Source organism: Bradyrhizobium sp. NBAIM01 (assembly GCF_020194115.1).
Classification (GTDB): Bacteria; Pseudomonadota; Alphaproteobacteria; order Rhizobiales; family Xanthobacteraceae; genus Bradyrhizobium; species Bradyrhizobium yuanmingense.
Genome location: NZ_JADYVU010000002.1, coordinates 536,909 through 555,329, shown reverse-complemented (window position 1 = coordinate 555,329; position 18,421 = coordinate 536,909). Strand labels below are relative to the sequence as shown.

21 protein-coding genes are annotated in these 18,421 nt (G+C 65.0%); 8 read left to right on the top strand and 13 right to left on the bottom strand.

The window, feature by feature from the left end; all coding sequences use genetic code 11:
• The first annotated feature begins 175 nt into the window (after positions 1 to 175).
• From I6F31_RS08945 to I6F31_RS08935, 3 genes are all read left to right on the top strand, one after another.
• The gene (locus I6F31_RS08945; RefSeq protein ID WP_225185277.1) at positions 176 to 979 is read left to right on the top strand and encodes an MBL fold metallo-hydrolase; all 804 of its coding nucleotides are present in this window, start codon (positions 176 to 178) and stop codon (positions 977 to 979) included.
• A gap of 146 nt (positions 980 to 1,125) precedes the next feature.
• Positions 1,126 to 2,142 (top strand): alpha/beta fold hydrolase, encoded by a 1,017-nt coding sequence (locus I6F31_RS08940; protein WP_225185276.1) that lies wholly within the window; start codon positions 1,126 to 1,128, stop codon positions 2,140 to 2,142.
• 15 nt (positions 2,143 to 2,157) lie between these two features.
• Positions 2,158 to 3,105, top strand: coding sequence for a fatty acid desaturase (locus I6F31_RS08935; protein WP_225139412.1), 948 nt, complete (start codon positions 2,158 to 2,160; stop codon positions 3,103 to 3,105).
• A 56-nt stretch (positions 3,106 to 3,161) separates the two neighbouring features.
• On the opposite strand, the gene I6F31_RS08930 is transcribed toward I6F31_RS08935, so the two are convergent.
• Together I6F31_RS08930 and I6F31_RS08925 are read right to left on the bottom strand one after the other, a co-directional pair.
• Positions 3,162 to 3,410 (bottom strand): hypothetical protein, encoded by a 249-nt coding sequence (locus I6F31_RS08930; RefSeq protein ID WP_225185275.1) that lies wholly within the window; start codon positions 3,408 to 3,410, stop codon positions 3,162 to 3,164.
• A 137-nt stretch (positions 3,411 to 3,547) separates the two neighbouring features.
• Positions 3,548 to 4,528 carry a YafY family protein gene (locus tag I6F31_RS08925; protein WP_225185274.1) on the bottom strand — a complete coding sequence of 327 codons (981 nt, stop codon included), beginning with the start codon at positions 4,526 to 4,528 and terminating at the stop codon, positions 3,548 to 3,550.
• Positions 4,529 to 4,614: 86 nt separating this feature from the next.
• Here I6F31_RS08925 and I6F31_RS08920 point away from each other — a divergent pair, with 86 nt between their 5' ends.
• Positions 4,615 to 5,259 carry a glutathione S-transferase family protein gene (locus I6F31_RS08920; protein ID WP_225185273.1) on the top strand — a complete coding sequence of 215 codons (645 nt, stop codon included), beginning with the start codon at positions 4,615 to 4,617 and terminating at the stop codon, positions 5,257 to 5,259.
• 7 nt (positions 5,260 to 5,266) lie between these two features.
• Here I6F31_RS08920 and I6F31_RS08915 read toward each other — a convergent pair whose 3' ends face one another.
• The 3 genes from I6F31_RS08915 to I6F31_RS08905 form a co-directional block, all read right to left on the bottom strand.
• Positions 5,267 to 6,052 carry an enoyl-CoA hydratase/isomerase family protein gene (locus I6F31_RS08915; RefSeq protein WP_035997217.1) on the bottom strand — a complete coding sequence of 262 codons (786 nt, stop codon included), beginning with the start codon at positions 6,050 to 6,052 and terminating at the stop codon, positions 5,267 to 5,269.
• A 123-nt stretch (positions 6,053 to 6,175) separates the two neighbouring features.
• Positions 6,176 to 6,394: a hypothetical protein gene (locus I6F31_RS08910; RefSeq protein WP_035997220.1), complete on the bottom strand. Its 219-nt coding sequence runs from the start codon at positions 6,392 to 6,394 to the stop codon at positions 6,176 to 6,178.
• Between the two features lie 211 nt (positions 6,395 to 6,605).
• The gene (locus tag I6F31_RS08905; RefSeq protein WP_051056807.1) at positions 6,606 to 8,051 is read right to left on the bottom strand and encodes a TAXI family TRAP transporter solute-binding subunit; all 1,446 of its coding nucleotides are present in this window, start codon (positions 8,049 to 8,051) and stop codon (positions 6,606 to 6,608) included.
• A gap of 403 nt (positions 8,052 to 8,454) precedes the next feature.
• Here I6F31_RS08905 and I6F31_RS08900 point away from each other — a divergent pair, with 403 nt between their 5' ends.
• Together I6F31_RS08900 and I6F31_RS08895 are read left to right on the top strand one after the other, a co-directional pair.
• A complete protein-coding gene (locus tag I6F31_RS08900; protein WP_050995827.1) occupies positions 8,455 to 8,802 on the top strand; it encodes a DUF3307 domain-containing protein in 348 nt (115 codons plus the stop codon).
• A gap of 281 nt (positions 8,803 to 9,083) precedes the next feature.
• Complete coding sequence (locus tag I6F31_RS08895) at positions 9,084 to 9,482, top strand: hypothetical protein (RefSeq protein WP_035997226.1); 399 nt, start codon at positions 9,084 to 9,086, stop codon at positions 9,480 to 9,482.
• Here I6F31_RS08895 and I6F31_RS08890 read toward each other — a convergent pair.
• Together I6F31_RS08890 and I6F31_RS08885 are read right to left on the bottom strand one after the other, a co-directional pair.
• Entirely contained in the window at positions 9,479 to 9,793 is a 315-nt protein-coding gene (locus I6F31_RS08890; RefSeq protein ID WP_035997229.1) for a YkgJ family cysteine cluster protein, read from the bottom strand. The two genes, I6F31_RS08895 and I6F31_RS08890, sit on opposite strands and share 4 nt — an antisense overlap.
• A gap of 5 nt (positions 9,794 to 9,798) precedes the next feature.
• Positions 9,799 to 10,497, bottom strand: a complete 699-nt coding sequence (locus I6F31_RS08885; protein ID WP_035997231.1) for a YafY family protein — start codon at positions 10,495 to 10,497, stop codon at positions 9,799 to 9,801.
• Positions 10,498 to 10,610: 113 nt separating this feature from the next.
• Between I6F31_RS08885 and I6F31_RS08880 the strand changes: the two genes are divergently transcribed.
• Together I6F31_RS08880 and I6F31_RS08875 are read left to right on the top strand one after the other, a co-directional pair.
• Positions 10,611 to 10,886, top strand: coding sequence for a hypothetical protein (locus I6F31_RS08880; protein ID WP_035997233.1), 276 nt, complete (start codon positions 10,611 to 10,613; stop codon positions 10,884 to 10,886).
• Between the two features lie 38 nt (positions 10,887 to 10,924).
• Positions 10,925 to 11,653: a glutathione S-transferase family protein gene (locus tag I6F31_RS08875; protein ID WP_035997236.1), complete on the top strand. Its 729-nt coding sequence runs from the start codon at positions 10,925 to 10,927 to the stop codon at positions 11,651 to 11,653.
• Between the two features lie 261 nt (positions 11,654 to 11,914).
• Here the strand turns inward: I6F31_RS08875 and I6F31_RS08870 are convergent, their stop codons facing one another.
• The 6 genes from I6F31_RS08870 to I6F31_RS08845 all read right to left on the bottom strand — a co-directional run bounded on the left by I6F31_RS08870 (position 11,915) and on the right by I6F31_RS08845 (position 18,267).
• Positions 11,915 to 13,066, bottom strand: a complete 1,152-nt coding sequence (locus I6F31_RS08870) for an ABC transporter substrate-binding protein (RefSeq protein ID WP_035997239.1) — start codon at positions 13,064 to 13,066, stop codon at positions 11,915 to 11,917.
• 79 nt (positions 13,067 to 13,145) lie between these two features.
• Positions 13,146 to 13,565: a thioesterase family protein gene (locus tag I6F31_RS08865; protein ID WP_035997242.1), complete on the bottom strand. Its 420-nt coding sequence runs from the start codon at positions 13,563 to 13,565 to the stop codon at positions 13,146 to 13,148.
• 23 nt (positions 13,566 to 13,588) lie between these two features.
• Positions 13,589 to 14,350: an SDR family NAD(P)-dependent oxidoreductase gene (locus tag I6F31_RS08860; RefSeq protein WP_035997245.1), complete on the bottom strand. Its 762-nt coding sequence runs from the start codon at positions 14,348 to 14,350 to the stop codon at positions 13,589 to 13,591.
• 25 nt (positions 14,351 to 14,375) lie between these two features.
• Positions 14,376 to 16,259, bottom strand: a complete 1,884-nt coding sequence (locus I6F31_RS08855) for a feruloyl-CoA synthase (protein ID WP_225185272.1) — start codon at positions 16,257 to 16,259, stop codon at positions 14,376 to 14,378.
• 10 nt (positions 16,260 to 16,269) lie between these two features.
• Complete coding sequence (locus I6F31_RS08850) at positions 16,270 to 17,079, bottom strand: crotonase/enoyl-CoA hydratase family protein (protein ID WP_035997250.1); 810 nt, start codon at positions 17,077 to 17,079, stop codon at positions 16,270 to 16,272.
• A 342-nt stretch (positions 17,080 to 17,421) separates the two neighbouring features.
• The gene (locus I6F31_RS08845; RefSeq protein ID WP_225146284.1) at positions 17,422 to 18,267 is read right to left on the bottom strand and encodes an SDR family NAD(P)-dependent oxidoreductase; all 846 of its coding nucleotides are present in this window, start codon (positions 18,265 to 18,267) and stop codon (positions 17,422 to 17,424) included.
• Positions 18,268 to 18,421 lie beyond the last annotated feature (154 nt).

Here is an 18,421-nt window from a genome sequence, read left to right as displayed (position 1 = left end):
ACGCTGAACTTGATGCTGCCGATCGAATCGGATCTCGCATGATGCGGACTCGGCGGGCGGGTGCCCGGGCGGACCAGAACTTAACCTGCTCTCAACCCGTTGGTTCCGGTTGCTCTTGCGATCCGGCGAGTGCGACGTCATGTCTTGCAAGGCTGGATCATGATGGATCAGCGCGATGCCCCTCTGGACCTGCGCAACCTGCGGCGCTCAATTCCCGGATAGCGGAAAACCCCCTGCGGCCTGTCCGATCTGCGAGGACGAGCGCCAGTTCGTCGGCTGGGATGGTCAAGCTTTCCTCACGCGCGAGGAGCTCGCGCGCAAGCACCGACTGGTGGGGCGCGACGATCTCGGCCTGACCGGGATCGGCATAGAGCCGAGCTTTGCCATCGGGCAGCGGGCGCTGCTGGTGCCTGATGGCGGCGGCTGCGTAATGTGGGACTGCATTCCACTCGCGAGCGACGAGGCCATCCATCACATCACAGCACTCGGCGGTCTCAAGGCCATCGCGATCTCGCATCCGCATTATTATGGCGCGGCCGCCGACTGGAGCGACAGGTTCGGCGGCGTGCCGGTCTATCTGCATGCCGACGATCGCGCCTTCGTCACGCGGCCTTATCCGGCGATCGTGCACTGGACCGGCGACAGCCATCGCCTCTCCGGCGACGTGCTGCTGCTGCGCACCGGAGGCCACTTCGCCGGCGCCACCGTGCTGCATTATGCGCGTGGTGCGGACGGCAAGGGCGCACTGCTCACGGGAGATATCGCGCAGGTGACGATGGACCGGCGCTTCGTCAGCTTCATGTATTCCTATCCGAACTACGTGCCGCTCAACGCCGCTGCGGTGCGGCGGATTGCATCGGCCGTCGAGCCGCTCGCCTTCGACCGGATCTATGGCGCCTGGTGGGGCCGCGTCATCGCCAGCGGTGCCAAGGCGGCGTTTGCTGCGTCGGTCGCGCGCTATCTCGCGGCCATCGCCTGAGCCGGGCTGCGGACCGGATTCATCTTGCCGGCGCCGAATAACTGTACTAATAGTACACTATAAGTAAAGCGACGCATCCGGCGAAAGCCGGCATGATCGATGCATCGCGGACGCCGAGAAGGCCTCCGTGAGCGGGAGCTGAGTGCATGACGGCGCAGCGCGACTACGACATCTTCGACGCTGGCGACGTCACGCTCCAATCCGGGTCCGTGTTTCCCGCGCTGAAGCTCGCCTACAAGACCTACGGCACGCTGAGCCCGGCCAAAGACAACGTCATCCTCTATCCGACCTCGTTCAGCGCCCAGCACACCGACATTGAATGGCTGATCGGGCCCGACGGCGTGCTCGATCCCACGCACTACTTCATCATCATCCCGAACCTGTTCGGCAACGGCCTGTCGTCGTCGCCCTCGAACACGCCCGCGTCTTTCCCGGAAGTGAGCTATCACGATGCCGTCGCGGTCCAGCACCGGCTGCTCACCGAGCGCTTTGGCATCTCGAAGCTTGCGCTGGTCTATGGCTGGTCGATGGGCGGCATGCAGGCCTATCACTGGTCGGCGCTGCATCCGGACATGGTCGAGCGCGCCGCGGTCGTCTGCGGCAGCGCCCGCTGCGCACCCTACAACTACGTCTTCCTTGAAAGCGTGAAGGCCGCGCTCACGGCCGATCCCGCCTTCCGCGATGGCCTTTTCCTCGAAAAACCCGTCGCCGGCTACCGCGCCATGGGACGCGTCTATGCCGGCTGGGCGATGTCGCACGGCTTCTACCGCGACGAGCTCTGGCGCGAGGCCGGCTTCACTTCACTCGAGGATTATCTCGTCCGCGCCTGGGATGCGACCTTCGCGCGGCGCGATGCCAACGATCTTCTGGCGCAGATCGGCATCTGGCAGCGTGGCGACATCAGTCGCTGTGCAGCATTCGCCGGCGATCTCGATCGCGCGCTGGCCGCGATCAAGGCCCACATGCTGCTGATGCCGGGCGCGACCGACCGTTATTTCGACGTGCACGACAACGAGGACGAGCTCGGCAAGCTCGTCAACGCGAGATCGGCGGTGCTGCATCCGATCCCGTCGCTGCATGGCCATCGCGCCGGCAATCCCATCAACAATCCCCGCGACCAGGCCTTCATCAAGGCCGAGATCGCCGAGCTTCTCCGCAAGTAGGGCACGCAACCGACCATGAGCGACGCAACCATTCCGGACGCCGGCCATCGCCTGAAGCCCCTGACGCCCACCACGCTGCGCGAATTGTCGGTTCGCTCCAACATCAGAGGTGCGGTGCAGAGCCTCGGCCATTACAGCGTGATTGTGCTGGTGGGCGTGCTGATCTGGACGGTTTCGTCGAGCTGGGGCGCGCTCTGGGCGCTGCCGCTGATGGTGGTGCAGGGCTATGTCGTTGCCTTCCTGTTCATGGCGGTGCACGAGACCGCGCACAAGACGGCATTCAGGAGCCGGGGCCTCAATCTCGGCGTCGGCTATCTCTCGGCGTTCATCATCGGGCTGCCTTACGAATATTACTGTCTGTTTCACTGGGACCATCATCGCTACACGCAGGACCCGGAAAGGGATCCCGAGCTGATCGTGGGCGTGAAGCCGACGTCCGACACCCAGCTTGCGCTCGCCTATAGCGGCCTGCTCCAGGTCGCCGGCCGTCTGCGGCTGATGCTCGGCCACGCGATCACCGGCAAGGTCGTCGTGCCATGGATTCCCGAGAGCAAGCGCAGCACCATCGTTGCCGAGGCGCGCGCCTATGTCGCGCTCTACGCCCTGCTGCTCGCGCTGTCGCTGTGGTTCTCTTCAGCGCTGCTGCTCTGGGTCTGGATCGTGCCGCTCGTGATCGGGCAGTTCTTCCTGCGGCCCTATCTCTACGCCGAGCATACCGGTTGCGACCGCACCCGCAGCGCCTTTCAGAACACCCGCACGACTTACACCGGTGCTATCGTCAAATGGTTCGCGTGGAACATGCCGTATCATGTCGAGCACCACGCTTATCCCTCGATCCCCTTTCACGCCCTGCCGAAGCTGAACGCGATCGTCGACGGCGAGATCGTCCATCGCGGCCGCGGCTACATCAGAACGACGCGCGAGACCTGGGCCTGGTTTCGCCGGCAGCGGCAGGCCGGCTAGCTCAACGCAAAACTCCGGCCGCGATGCGACCGGAGCTTTGTCGTGATATCGAGATATCAGTAGATCCTGTAGGCGCAGACGTTCACGACGCGCACGCGCAGGCCGTGACGGGTCCGGACCAGGCGCTCCTGATAGCAATTGCTGACGCCGGTGTTGAGGTAGATACCGCCAAAGCCCCAGCCGGGACCCCAGTGGTGATGACCATGATGGTGATGGAAGCCGCCGGCCGAGGCCGCGGTGGGGGCGAGAGCGGCAACGCCGAGCGAGCCGGCGGCGATCAGACCAAGTGCAAGCTTACGAAACATCTTCATTCTCCATTCGGCGCTAGGGCCATTGTTGCGTCCCTGCATTTCCGTCGAGACGAGACGCGATCGCGTTCATGGCAAGCGGGAAGAATCGTGTTTCAGGAATGTTTCGTCGGCTGCGGCAGAATGCGCCGCGATCAGGCTTTCTGCGCCGCGCGATAGCGCACGGCCATCGCCTGCGTCAGCTCGGCCATCTTGTCGCGGAGATCGGCCGGTTCAAGGACTTCGGCTTCCGGGCCGAGCCGCAGCAGTTCGGCCGCGGCATGCCACGATGTCTTTCCGACCGGCACGCGCGCAATGCGCCAGCCGTCTGCATCGGTTGTCTCCTCGAGCTGTGTGCGTGCCTTGACATAGGGCTGGCTGAGCGCGTCGAGCAGCTTCACGCCGAACGGCGACAGCCGGACGATCGCAACATTGGGGTGCATCTCGCCTTCGAGCCGCAGCGTCGCGGCCCGCCAATGGGCGGCGAGGTCGAAGCCGGCGGGACGATCGAAGTGGTCGCCGAGGGCTGTGCAGTCGAGCACGCGTGCGACGCGATAGGTGCGCACGCTGCCGTCGACTTGTCCTGCGAGATACCAGCTGCCGCCCTTCAGCACGAGGCCGAGCGGCGCGACGCGGCGCTGCTTCTCGGATCGCCAGCTCTGGTACCGAATCCTGATCAGCGTCCCGCGCAGCACGGCGCCAGCGATGGTGCGCAGGTGCTTCGGGTCTTCCGCTTCACCGAACCAGCCGGGCGCGTCCAGGTGGAAACGCTCCTGCATCCGCCCGGCATCCTCACGCAAATTCGGTGGCAGTGCCGCCATCAGCTTGTTTTGGGCGGCGATCATCGCAGCATCGAGCCCGAGTGCGGCGGCCGGGCCTGGCAATCCCGCCAGGAACAACGCGCCCGCCTCGCTCTGCGACAGCCCGTTCAGCCGCACGCGATAGCCGTCGAGCAGCCGATAGCCGCCTTCCGCGCCGCGGTCGGCATAAACGGGAACGCCGGACGCCGCGAGCGCGTCGATGTCCCGATAGATCGTGCGCACCGACACTTCGCAGGCCTGCGCGAGCTCCGGCGCGGTGACCTGTCCCCTGGCCTGGAGGGTGGTGAGGATCGACAGCATCCGGCTCGCGCGCATGATCCCTTAGACCATACCTGACACAAGATGTCAGGTATGGTCCGCTACAAGCGGCGCCATCGCCAGCCGGCCAGATGGAGACTGCCATGACCGATCCGAACCGCATCACCCTGTTCTATTCGCCGCAGACGCGCGCCACCGGCACGCGCGTGCTGCTCGAGGAGCTGGGGGCACCTTACGATCTCCATGTCCTCAACATGAAGGCCGGCGATCAGCGCAAGCCCGCCTATCTCGCCCTCAACCCGCTCGGCAAGGTGCCGGCGATTCGCCACGGCGAGGCGCTGGTGACCGAGCAGGTCGCGATCACCATCTATCTCGCCGACCTGTTCCCGCAAGCGGGGCTGACCCCCGCCCTGAACGATCCGCTGCGCGGGCCTTATCTGCGCTGGATCGCCTATTATGGGTCGTCGTTCGAGCCGGCCTTGATCGACAAGTTCATGCAGCGAGAGCCGGCGCCGATCACGCAATCGCCCTATGCCGATTACGATACGATGCTGGGTGCGCTCGAGGCCCAGCTGGCGAACGGGCCCTATCTGCTCGGCGAGCGCATGACGGCGGCCGACGTATTGTGGGGCGTCGCGTTCAGCTGGACCATGATGTTCGGCATCGTGCCGAAGAAGGATGTCTTCGTCCGCTATGCGGAGCGCATGACGGCGCGGCCGGCGTTCCAGCGCATCAATGCCGCAGATGCGGAGATGGCGGCGCAGCATGCCGCCGCGGCGTGTGGATGAGAGGGCGTCAAAATCGCGGTGCCCGCTTGTCGGCGAACGCCTTGATGCCTTCCTTGATCTCGTCGCCGCGCATGCTGTCGCGGTGGCGCCGGTCGGCGGCGCCTTCATCGAGCTCGCCGCGGGCGAACTCGTTGATCGCGCGCTTCATGCCGCGCATCGCTTGGGGGGCGTTGCCGGCGAGGATCGCAGCGAGCGTGTCGACCTCCTCGTCCAGGAATTCCAGCGGCACCATTGTGGTGAGATAGCCGATGCGCAGCATCTCCGGGGCGTCGATCTTCTGCGCGGTGAGGAACAGCTTCTTCGCATTGTCGACGCCGAGGCGGGTCACGTAGCGCTTGATGCCGCTCGGGTAGTAATGCAGCCCAAGGCGCGCCGCCGGCATGAACATTTCCGCGGTATCGACGCCGACGCGGAAATCGCAGGCGAGTGCGAGGTCGGTCGAGCCGCCATAGACGCCGCCATTGAGCCGGCAGATGGTCGGCACGCCGAGATCCTCGAGCCGGTTGACGACGGCCTCGAAGGCCGAGCCCGCGCTCTGCTGCTCGCCCGCGCTGACCGCGCGTTCCGCGACCGAATTGAGATCGTAGCCGGCGGAGAAGGCGCGCCCGGTTCCGGTCAGCACCAGCACGCGAATATCGGGATCGGCCTCGACCCGGTCGAACAGTCTCGTCAGCTCGTCGAGATCCTCCGCCTCCAGCCGGTTGAGATGTTTCGGCCGGTTGAGGCGGATGGTGGCGCGGGCGCCGATGATTTCGAGCAGGGGGCTAGATGCTGCGTCGGCTGTGTCCGACATTCTCGTCTCCGTTGTCGGCGCCAAAGTGCCCGCCCGGGCGGAGGCCGTCAACGACGGCGCCGGTCGTTTGCCGCGCCGCTGCAGCGGGCCTGCCGTCCACGCCGCCGTCCCTGGCGGGGTGCCTTACCTGAAATGTGGCGGCTCGTCGTAGCCGCGGCGGCTGCTGAAGAACAGCAGCACCATCAGCCCGACGCCGACAATGACGGAAAACCCCGCGCCCAGCGCCAGTGCCACATAGCCTTCCGTCGGGATCGGCTCACCTTCGACCGCCATTGCGGAATAGGCGAAGTAGCCGGCCGCCGCCAGCATTGCCAGAAGGAGGATGATGAGGAGTGCACGCATGCCGCGTTCTCCGGTTGCAACCGGAAACCAACGGTTGCGGGTGGGCAGGGTTCCAGACTGGCTGGCGATCGGACGGGTAGCCTCCGTCTCGTGCCCCGGACGCGGCGCAGCACGAAGTGATGCACCGCAGGACCGGTTCCTGGGTCCGGCTCAGCGCTGCGATGCCTTCGGCATTGCAGCTGTCCGGGACACGACAACGGTGGGGCGGCTGTCAGGCGCTCTGGGCGGTCTTCACCACCACGACATTGCTGTCGTCTGACGGAGCCGGGCCGGCATCGCGTACCGTCTTGTCGGCTTCGCCGGCATGACGTTTCAGATAGTCGCGGCGCATGCCGATCTCGTCACGGACGAATTCGTAGCCGAGCTTGAAGGTGTCGAGCCCGTCGGTACTGATGGTGCCGTCCCTGAGGCCGATGACGGCACCGCGCAAGATGGTCTCGAGCTCATCCTGGAGACATTCGAGCTGATCCAGCGAATGGGCGTGCTCGATCCGCTCGCCGATGTCGAGGATGGCGGTCGAGAGCTCGCTGGCCTTCTCCGGCGCGATGCGGGTGATCTTGGCGTAGATCGCGGCGAAGATCGAGCCGATGACGCTGAGCGCTGCGGCGGCCAGATACATCAAGTCGCTGTACTTATCCACGAACGACTTGGTATCGTCGTTGATGTAGTCGGCGGCGCCCCGATGTGCGACCACGAAGGCGTCCTTCTCGACCGAGGCCGGCTCGATCCTGGTGGCAAAGCCGTTGTCGAGCCCGAGCGCCGCCTTGTTCTCGTAGACGATGCGGGCGAGCTCGCCGGCCGTGCTTGGGGACATCCGGGATTGCGCGACCAGCAGCCATTCGAGACCGATCGTGTCGAGATCGTCGTCGGGAATCTGCGGGGATGTCGACACCGAACCGGCTGTCACAGTCTCGTCGGAAATGCCGGGAAATTTGCGCGCCAGCGTCTTGGCTTCTTCGATGGTGTTCAGTGTGAAGCCGCCGCGCTTGGCGGCTTGCTCATAGGATTTGTCCCGGACCGCCTTCGAGGCGTGGACGATCGCGAGCACCGCGCTGAAGCCGTTTGCCGGGGCGAACAGCTTGTCGAGTGTCGCGCCCTGCGGCGCCATCTGGATCTTCGCAGCCTCAGGGCCATCGGGGACGTCGAGGATGCTGCGGACGAAGGCGAGCGAGGTTTCGTTCTCGGCGACGACCGCGACCTTCTTCTTCTTCAATTCGGCCAGCGACTTGATCTTCTTGTTGCCGGGACCGAGCAGGAGCACGAGATCGTGCTCGAGGATCGCGAGCGTGCGCGCCCGCAGCGGCACCTTGGCGTCGGTGCGCAGCACGGCGAGGTCGGCCTGCCTGCGGTCGAACTGCGCGAGCGCCTTGGCATTGTCGGCGTTGTTGACGATGTTGATCCGCAAGCGCGAAGCGTTGTTCTTCAGGAGGGCGGCGAGCTTGGCCGCGAACAGCGCCTCATCGCTGTTGGGGCCGCCGACGGCAAAGGTCAGCGTCTCCGAATTGTGCACCAGCGTGCGGCCGGCCCAGACGGTGGCGAACGACAGCAGCAGGGTCAGCACGACGTAGAGGAGAACCTGCTGCTGGTTGGTCTTGATCACCTTGGGGCGCCGGGGCGGCGGCATGGTCGGCGATGCGATGGGGCCTTCGGTACTCATGGCGGCACTCTGGCCTTATCGTTTGGCTGGCGGCGGCGCGTGGCTTGGAAGCGCGGCGGGCCCGGTAATTCGTAAACGCCTGAAAAAAGAACGATATTCCCGATCGCCGATGATAGCGCGAAGGCAGCGGAATGCAAATTTCGAGCCGGAGGTAACCTTACTCGATATGTCCGCGGCGATTGGCCATCCTATCACCGGTTAGCCACACTTGGCGATTTTCCGGTTCCACCCGGCTGCATTCCGCCGCGGGAGATGTCATAAATTGCGCGTCCCGGCGATTTGACCGGTCCAAGAAGAAGTTGCGCTGAACGCTCCAATTCTTCTCGTCACGTCAATGAGGGCGTCAGCTTTGTCGTTTCCACCCATGTCATCGGCGATTCCGGTTGAAGCGCTCATTGGCTGGATGTTGCTGCTCACCTTCAAGCACGTCATCGCCGATTTCGTTCTTCAAACCGCCTGGATGGCGCACGGCAAGGATCAGAAGCATGGCTGGGCCCTGCCGCTCCTGGTGCACTGCCTGGTCCACCTTGCCGTCGCGCTGCCGCTGATCGTGATCGTGGCGCCGCGATTCTGGTTCGTGGCCTTCTTCGACTTCCTGATCCATATCACGATCGACCGCGCCAAGGGATACGTCTCCGCCAATTTCGGCGTCGACCTCGCCCATCCCTGGTTCTGGACCCTGATCGGCGTCGACCAGGCGCTGCACCACCTGACCGGCTTCGGCCTCGCGATCTTCATGGCGGCGAACTGAAGGTCGCCTTTGGGCCTTTCGGGGAGAGGCAATCGCCATCAGCACGAGGGATCATCATGCCCGGGCTTGTCCCGGGCCTCCACGTTCTTCGTGCCTCCTGGCTTTCCGTGAAGGGTCGGGACAAGCCCGGCCATGACGCCGCGGAAGACTTTGAAAACCCCACCAAGGCGTCCCACCGATTCGCGGCCGACGCGCAACCACCCCGGGTGACTACCGGGCAGCGTGGTTAACCTTTCGTTAGAGAATTGCGCTGCATCTTCCTTACACGAGGGAGAACTGCAATGTTTTCAAGCCGCGACGCCTTTGAAAGCGATTTCTGCCCGGTCCGCGACGAGCTCCTTGGCGAGATGTATCGCGCCAGCGAGAGTGGCCTGCCGAGGCTGGTTGAGAGTGTTTCCCCTGACGTGCGCGCCAGGCTGGCGCTGTTCTGCTACCGCCGTAGCCATTTGCACTCGCTGGCGGTCGCGATCGCAGCGAGCTGCAGCGAGCGCGACCTGATCGAGAATGGCGGCCGCGTCGGCTCGACGCTCTTCGCGCTGTCGCGCGAAGGCACCGCGAAAGCTTCGACGTCGCTGACGGGTGGGCGCAAGCCGATCACGCTGTCGACCAAGCCGCTCTCGGTGCTCGCACCGCTCGATGACGAGCTCGACGACGAGATCGGCGAAGCCGTCCCCGCCTAAGCGGCCTCGATAACGGGCAGGCCGAACTTCCGCCGCGCCATCGCGCATTCGGCGTCACCAGGCATGCAGGTGCGGCACACCTCCGGCCGCACGTCATAGATGCCGCAGGCCGTCATCCTTCCGATCTCGCCTTGCAATGCCGCGCAGCGATCGCCCTCGCAGCGCATGCCCGATTGCCGGTCGTTGACGAGCGCCTCCGGGATCAGCGCAAGCTCCTCGTCGCTCTCGATCGAGAAGCGCGGCCAGTTCTGCGAATAGCCGCAGCAGGCGCCGCAGCCCTGGCAACAGCTCGACAGCTCGGTCTCGTCCATCGTTCTCACGTGTCCTTCGGCGGACCCCAGACCAGGCTCTGCCGCCATCTCGCGCGCAGCACGTCGCGCCGTTCCGGATATTTCTCGTCGAGATAGGTCGCCTCGACCACGCGGTCGGTGCGGAAGCTGCGGAAGTCGCCGCGCAGCTCGCACCAGGCCGCCAGCAGCCGCACGGCTTCGAGATAGCCGACCGAGATCGGCCAGATCATGCGCTCGCTGGGGCGGCCCTGTTCGTCGCGATAGCGCAGCATGATCTTCTTGCCTTCGTGGATCTGGGTGCGGGTGCGCGCCATGTCCAGGCGGTCCGGTTCCCGGTTCCAGCTCGGACGCGCCCGGCTCGCCGGCTCCACTACGAAGGGGCGCAGGCGCTCCGGGACGGTATCGGCGATCTTGGCCATCAAGTCTTCGGCCGCGCGCGCCAGCGCGGAATCGGCGTGGCCTGCGACCCATTGCGCGCCCAGCACGGCCGCCTCGATCTCGTCCGGCGTCAGCATCAGGGGCGGCAGGTCGAAACCCTTTTCCAGGATGTAACCCATGCCGGCTTCGCCGCGGATCGGCACGCGCTGGCCGATCAGGGTTGCGATGTCGCGATAGATGGTGCGCTTCGAAGTCTCGAGCTCGGCCGCGATCGCGTCTGCCGTCAGCGGCTTACGCGTGCGCCTTAGCACCTGGATGATTTGAAACAGCCGGTCGGCGCGTCTCATGACAGTTCTCTTCTCGAACGACGGATCAGAAATCGGCGCGCGGCTGCTGACAGGATGTTGGCAGCAGGGGGGTTCTATACCGGGACAACACATCGACTGAAGAGGATTTGTCCATGATCATTCCAACCCATTTCGGCCAGGCCGGTCCACTGTGGCGGGCGCAGCTGTGGCACGGCCAAATGTTGCGGGCTTGGGCGTTTGGCCGCCTCGTTCCGCTCGATCTCATGGCCGTTGATCTCCGATTTGCGCTCGCAAGCGTGGTGACACGCTCGCTGAACCATGCCGCGGATGCGCTGGTCCGCCATCTGATGGGCCGCGCCTGGCGCGGGGCCCGCTTCGCAGAAGATATCACGGCTGCTGCCACCATGGTGGCAGCAGCCGGCCGCTAGGTTCCTTCCACTCGTTCGACAGGTTCAGGAGAGCTTGCATGATCACGCTTTACGGCTTTGGCGCCGGCTTCGGCCTGCCGGAAATCAGCCCCTTCGTCACCAAGACCGAGGTGCAGCTCAAGATGGCGGGACTGCCTTATCGGAAAGAGCGGGCGATGCCGCCGGCCTCGCCCAAGGGGCAGCTGCCCTTCATCGACGATGGCGGCGAGGCGGTGGCCGATTCCACCTTCATCCGGGCCCATATCGAGCGCCGCTACGGCTTCGATTTCGATGCCGGCCTCACCTTGGCCGAGCGTGCGCAGGCCTGGGCGTTCGAGCGCATGATCGAGCACCACGTCTATTGGGCGCTGGTGGGCGCGCGCTGGGTCGATCCGGTCAATTTCGCCAAGGGGCCCGCGCATTTCTTCGACGGTGCGCCGGAGCACAATCGCGAGAAGCTGCGCGAGGACGCTCAATTCCGCGTCGCCGAGAACTATCTGCTCTCTGGCCTCGGCCGCCATGCGCCGGATGACGACGTCGATCTTGCCGTGCGTTCGCTGTTCGCGCTGTCGGTGCAGCTCGGCGACAAAGCCTACCTGATGGGCAACAGGCCCTGCGGCGTCGATGCCACTGCGTTCGGCATGCTCGCCGGCGTTCTCTCGCCGTTCTTCGAATCCGCTTTGCGCGAGCGTGCCGAGGGATTTCCGAACCTCACCGCTTATGTCGACCGCATGATGGACGACTATTATCCCGAGTTCGCCTGGACGCCGCTGCGGCAGGCGGCGTAGCCGCGGTGCATCGGCTGACTCGGTGCAACCTCTCCCGCTTGCGGGAGAGGTCGGCGCGAAGCGCCGGGTGAGGGTTTTCTCCTCTAGGGGGTTTTCTCCGTAAGTCTCGGAGGGTCCCAACGCGGAGGCACCCTCTCCCCAACCCTCTCCCGCAAGCGGGAGAGGGGGCGCACCTGCGCCGGTGCCGCAGCTCACGCCATTGAACAAACAAAAGAGCCGGCCCATCGGGCCGGCTCTCGTTGTCTCGAATCTTGGCGACGCCTACTTCACCAGCGTGTACTTGCCGTCCTTCACCGTGAGCAGGATGCGCGAGCGCTCGTCGAGGCCGTAGCGGTCCTTTTCGGTGAAGTTGTAGACGCCCTGGCTCGCCGCCAGCTCTTTCTCCGTCAGCAGCGCCTGGCGGATGGCTTCGCGGAATTCCGGCGTGCCGGGCTTGGCCGTCTTCAACGCCGCCGGAATGACGCGCTTGAGGATCTCGAACGCATCAAAGGAATGGCCGGCGAACTGGCTGCGGCTGTTGGGGCCGTACTTTGCCTCGTAGGCGGAGTTCAGCGCGAGGCCCGGCTTCTTGGTCAGCGCGCTGTCCGGCTGTTCCTCGGGGGCCATGACGGGACCCGAGGCCATCAGCACGCCTTCCGCTGCTTTGCCGGCAATGCGGATGAAGTCCATGCTGGCGGCGCCGTGGGTCTGGTAGATCAGGCCCTTGTAGCCGCGCTCGCGCAGCTCGGTCTGCGGCAGCGCGGCCGCGGTGCCGGAGGCGCCGACCAGGATGGCGTCCGGATTGGCGGCGACGAGCTTCAGCACCTGGCCGGTCACCGAAGTGTCGGGACGAGCGAACCGCTCCTCGTCGACGATGGTCATGCCCATCGGCACGGCCTGCGCCTTCAAATCGTTGAACCAGAGGTCGCCGTAGGAATCGGAATAGCCGATGTAGCCGAGCGTCTTCACGCCCTTGGCCTTCATGTGGTCGTACAGCACCTTGCCGACGATCGGAATCGGCTGCGGCATCGCCACCGACCACTTCATGCGCTCCGGCGTGATCGGGAAGGGCGCCAGACCGAAGTGCGGGATGCCGGCTTCATTGGCGACGTTGGAGACCGCGATGGTCGGCGGCGTCAGCGCCGAACCCATGATGATATCGGCCTTGGATTCGGTGACGAAGCGACGGGCGTTGGTGGTGGCGGTGGTGGGATCGCCGCCATCGTCGAGCACGATCACCTTCAGCGGCACGCCGCCGATCTCCTTCGGCACGAATTCCAGCGCGTTGCGCTCGGGAATGCCGAGTGCCGCACCCGGGCCGGTCGTGGTGGTGGTGATGCCGATGGTGACTTCGCTGGTCTGGGCCAGCGCGGGCAAGGCCGGCAGAGCCAGCGCGGCCGCAGTGATGGCAGCGGTCAAATAAAAGCGTTTCATCTATTCCTCCCTTGACGTGTTTATTTGAAAGCAGAAATCGGGGGGTAATTCAGCCCCCCTCTTTTGGTGATGCGGCGATTTAGCTTCCCGTGAACTTGGCTACCATTTCCGCCGGGAACGGTGCCGATTTCAATTTGTCTGGGTTAACGGGATCGCGGCCGACCAGGACGCGGGTCTCGAAACCCTCGATCGCGAGCGCCTCGCCCTTGTAGACGTTGTGCTTCACCTCGAAGCTCGAGCGCTTGATGCTCTCGATTCTGGTCTCGATAGTGATCCAGTCGCCATAGGTCGAGGGGATGTAGAACTTGGCCCGCGTGTCGACCATGGGGATGCCCACCAGGCCGTATTTGCGGACCAAGTCCTGCTTGGAGAAGCCGGCGGCTTCGAACAGGGTCGAGGTCGAATCGTCGAACATCGCGAAATAGCGCGGGTAGTAGACGATGTTTGCGGGGTCGCAATCGCCCCACTGGATCTGGACCTCGCGCCGGTTCACGAACATCTGGCTGGCCTTGCTCGACGAATCTACTTGGGCGCCATGCGCAGCGAACCGTCGAGGCGCACCACTTCGCCGTTCAGGTAGGCATTCTCGACCATGTGCAGCGCGAGCGCGGCGAACTCGTCGGCCTGGCCGAGCCGGCGCGGGAAGGGGATCGCGGCGGCGAGCGAGTCCTGGGCCTCCTGCGGCAGGTTCGCCAGCAGCGGCGTCAGGAACAGGCCGGGGGCGATCGTCAGCACGCGGACGCCGAACTGCGCGAGCTCGCGCGCGATCGGCAGCGTCATGCCGACGATGCCGCCCTTGGAGGCCGAATAGGCAGATTGGCCGATCTGGCCGTCATAGGCGGCAACGGAGGCGGTGTTGATGATGACGCCGCGCTCGCCGGTCGCCTGCGGCTCCAGCTTGGACATTTCGGTGGCGGCGAGGCGCAGCATGTTGAAGGTGCCGATCAGGTTGACCTTGATCACCTTGTCGAAATCCGAAAGCGCCATCGGGCCGTCGCGGCCGACCACGCGCTTGGCAACGCCGATGCCGGCACAATTGACCAGCACGCGCGCCGAGCCATGGGCCTTGGTCGCCTGCGCGATCGCGGCTTCAGCGGAGGCGGCATCGGAGACGTCGCAGGTGACGGCCACGCCCTTGATCTCTGCGGCGACCGTTTCGGCCAGCTTGGTGTTGAGGTCGCACACCGCGACCTTGGCGCCCTGTGCGGCCAGCTTTCGCGCGGTGGCCGCGCCCAGTCCCGATGCGCCGCCGGTGACGATGGCTGCCTGATCCTTCAACAACATGGCGTTCTCCTTTGGCGATATTTTTCTAAGCGACCGATATCACACGGTTCGACGGATTGGCAGCGTAGAGCTCCTCGATCAGCTCGCCGCGATGCTCCAGCACTGCGCGCTGGTTGATCGAGCCCTTGTCGGTGACTTCGCCCTTGTCGATCGAGAGTGGCGTGTCCATCAGGATTGCGCGCGTGATCCGTGTCGAGGATCCCGTGGCCTGGCCGAGGAAACGGGTCAGGCGCTCGCGGAAAGCCTCGCGCACCAGGCGGTCGCGCGTCGCGACGACGAGATCGTCGGGCGGCAGCGTCGGGTTGATCAGCCGGCAGCCGTCGAGATCGAGCACGACCAGCGCGGAGATCTCGTCGCGGTTGATGCCGGCGATGACGACGTCGCGCACCAGGGGCGCGCAGGCCGCGGTGAGGCGCGCGCGCAGGGGGCCGACGCTGACCCAGGTGCCGCTCGCGAGCTTGAAGTCCTCGCTGACGCGGCCGTCGAAATCGAAGCCGGCGTTGAAATCATCGGGATCGGCGGGCTTGAGCGCATCGCCCATCTTGTAAAATCCTTCCTCGTCGAAGGATTTTGCCGTGATGTCGGGTTGGCGCCAGTAGCCGGGCATCACGTTCGGCCCCTTGGCGCGCACTTCCAGCTTGCCGTTGTTCGGCACCAGCTTGGCGTCGTTGCCGGAGACGGGCAGGCCGACATGGCCGGAGCGGCTGGTGCGCGGATTGACCGACATGAAGAACGGCGCGGTCTCGGTCGCGCCGAGACCGGTCAGCATCGGCACGCGATAGCCCTTCTCCTTCGCCGCGAGCTCATCGAGGCTGTCCCAGACGAACGGCGACAGCGCCGCGCCCGAGAAGAACATCGCATGCAGCCGGTCGAAGAACTTGGCGCGCAAGCCCTGGTCGTCGCGCAGATAGGGCAGCAGCGATTCATAACCCTTGGGCACGTTGAAATAGACCGTCGGTGAAATTTCCCGGAGATTGCGCACGGTCTCCTCGATGCCCCCAGGCACCGGCTTGCCGGCGTCCAGATACATCGAGCCGCCGTTGTAGAGCGTCAGGCCGATATTGTGATTGCCACCGAAGGTGTGATTCCACGGCAGCCAATCGATGATGACCGGCGGCTCGTCCTTCAGGAAAGCGAGCGTCTCGCGCAGCATCACCTGATTGGCGCAGATCATGCGCTGGGTGTTGACGACGGCCTTGGGATTGCCGGTCGAGCCCGAGGTCAGCAGGAATTTTGCGATCGTGTCAGGGCCGATCCTGCCGTGAACGTCGTCGAGATCGCCACGGATCGGCGTCGCCATCAGGTCGGCGAGCAGGGTCACGTCGCGGCCCGGCACGTGCCCATAGGACGCGGCGATCTCGGTGCCGAGCGAGACGTTGGCGGCGAGCGCATCGGCGAACTTGTCGGCATCGTCAGCGAAGACGAGGCCCGGCGTCAGCAGCTTCATCAGATAGGACAGCTTGCCGTAATCCTTCGACACCAGCGAATAGGCCGGCGACACCGGGCAGAACGGAACGCCGGCATAGAACGCGCCGAACGCCAGGAGCGCGTGGTCGATCGAATTACCGGAGAGGATGACGACCGGCCGCTCGGCCGACAGGCCGCGCTGGATCAATGCGGAGGCGATGTGGCGGCTCGCGGTGAGCAGCTCGGCATAGGTGATCTTGCGCCAGCCGCGACCGCCTTCGCGCTCGGCCATGAAGACGCGGTCCGGCGTCGTCGTGGCCCAATGATGCAGGCGGTCGGTGATGCGGACCGGATAGTCGCCGAGCGGCTGCTTTGGCCGCAGGTAAATCGTGCCGTCGTCGCGCCGCTCGATGTTGACGACGGGATTGCCGAACGAGATGGGCCGCAGCGGGAAATTGCTCGCGCCGCGCTCCATGCCGGAAGAGGACGGCTGGGCGCTCATGACTTTACGCTCATGATTTGGGCTTCACCTTCGCGGTCTTGTGCTCGAGGAATTCGCGGATCCGCCGCTTGGCCTCCTTGTCGCTCTGCGCGACGGTGGCCATCAGCGACTCCATCAACAGGCCGGTCTGCGGATTGGCCTCTGCGATCATCGGCAGCGCCTGGAGCACGGCGAAATTCGTCAGCGGGGCGTTGGACGCCACCTTGGTCGCAAGCTCCAGCGCTTTGCCGAGCCCGTTGCCGGCCTCCGTCAGATATTGCGCAAAGCCGTAGGACGCGCCCTCGGTCGCGCTGTAGACGCGTCCCGTCAGCATCATGTCCATCATCCGGGCAACGCCGATCAGCCGCGGCAGCCGCACCGAGCCGCCGCCGCCGACGAAAATGCCGCGCTGTCCCTCCGGCAGCGCGAAATAGGTCGAGGGCTCGGCGACCCGAATATGCGCGGCGCAGGCAAGCTCCAGCCCGCCGCCGATCACGGCGCCCCGGAGCGCTGCGATCACGGGCACGCGGCTGTACTGGATGCGGTCGAACACCCGGTGCCACATCTGGGAGTGCAGCAGCCCGCCGGTGGCGTCGTGCTCGGTCAACTCGGAGAGGTCGAGGCCACTGGAGAAATGGTCGCCGATACCGTGGATGACGACCGCGCCGATATCCTCGGGCAGGTTCGCAAAACACTCGCCGATTTCCAGGATGATGCCGTCATTGAGCGCATTGCGCTTGGCCGGCCGGTTCAGACCCACGGTCAGAACCCGGTCCGCCCGCTCGATCCTCAACAGCCCGGAGGGACCCGCATTCGCGGTCTCGGCGTTTCCTTGTGTCATTTGCGTCCTTGTCAGAATAGTTATGTTGTATAACGAATTTTGGGGGAGTCAAGGTGGGGCAAGGCCAGGTGGCCGTGACCCCACCCTCCCGGGAGGCCGAGGCGAGCGCAGGGCTATCGCATTTGAGATTTCCCTGCGGCCATCCTTCGAGACGCCCGCTTGAGGCGGGCTCCTCAGGATGAGGTCGGAGTGCGCGGCAGCAGTTTCAACGGGCACTGACGCCGATTAGCCTCATCCTGAGGAGGCGCGTCAGCGCCGTCTCGAAGGACGAGGCGTGCGCGCAGACCGCCGCCACAAGTCATATGCGATAGCCCTGGGGGCGAGCGAGAGAGCGGTGCAGGCCTACTCTCGCGCCACAAACTTCGCGAACGCATCGGCGTAATCCGGATGCCAGCGCGACAATGGCGGGCGGTTCTCGACGATATCGCCGGCCGCCCAGAGCATGCGCTTCTCGTCGAGCGCGCGCGGCACGTCATTGTCCGGGCAGAGAATGTAGAAGTCGCCGGCCTCCAGCCGAGCCAGCATGAAATCGACCGTCTGCTCCGGCGTCCAGGCGCCGGCCGGCTTCTCGGTGCGTCCCTTTGCGGTCAGGCCGGTGAAGACGAAGCCCGGGATCAGCAGGTGCGCCGTGACGCGACAGTCATTCGTGTTGCGCAACTCGTGCTGGAGCGCCTCGGTGAAGGCCTTCACGCCGGCCTTGGAGACGTTGTAGGCGGGATCGCCGGGCGGCGTGGTGATGCCCTGCTTGGAACCGGTGTTGATGATGAGGCCGCGCCTGCCACGGGCGATCATGTTTGGCGCGAAGATGCGCGAGCCGTTGATGATGCCCCACATGTTGACGGCGATGATGCGTTGCCAATTATCCGGCGCGTCGAACAACGTGCTGCCGGGCTGAATGCCGGCATTGTTCATGAGGACATCGGTGCCGCCGAACCGCGCGTGGACGGCGCGCTCGAGTTCCGTCACGCTCTCGATCTTGCTGACATCGACGGCCGAGGTCATGACGTTTGCGGCCGATGTTACGGATGACAATTTTGTTGCAGCTTCTGCCAAGCGTGTCTCGTCGACGTCAGCGATACATACCTTCATTCCAGCGCGCGCAAATGCCGCGGCGGCGGCAAATCCGATGCCGGCTGCGCCACCCGTGATCACGGCAACATTGTCCTTGACGATGGCGGGATGTGACATCGAGCGTCTCCGTGGAAAGCCTTCAGCCGAGCTATAGCATGGCAGCGATGCGACCCTGCACAAGTCGGCATGGGAGGTCTTCGTTCCGCGCTGCCTTTACGCCTATCAGGCGCGGCTGTATCCTCGGCCGAACGATCCCGCCCAGATCGAACCA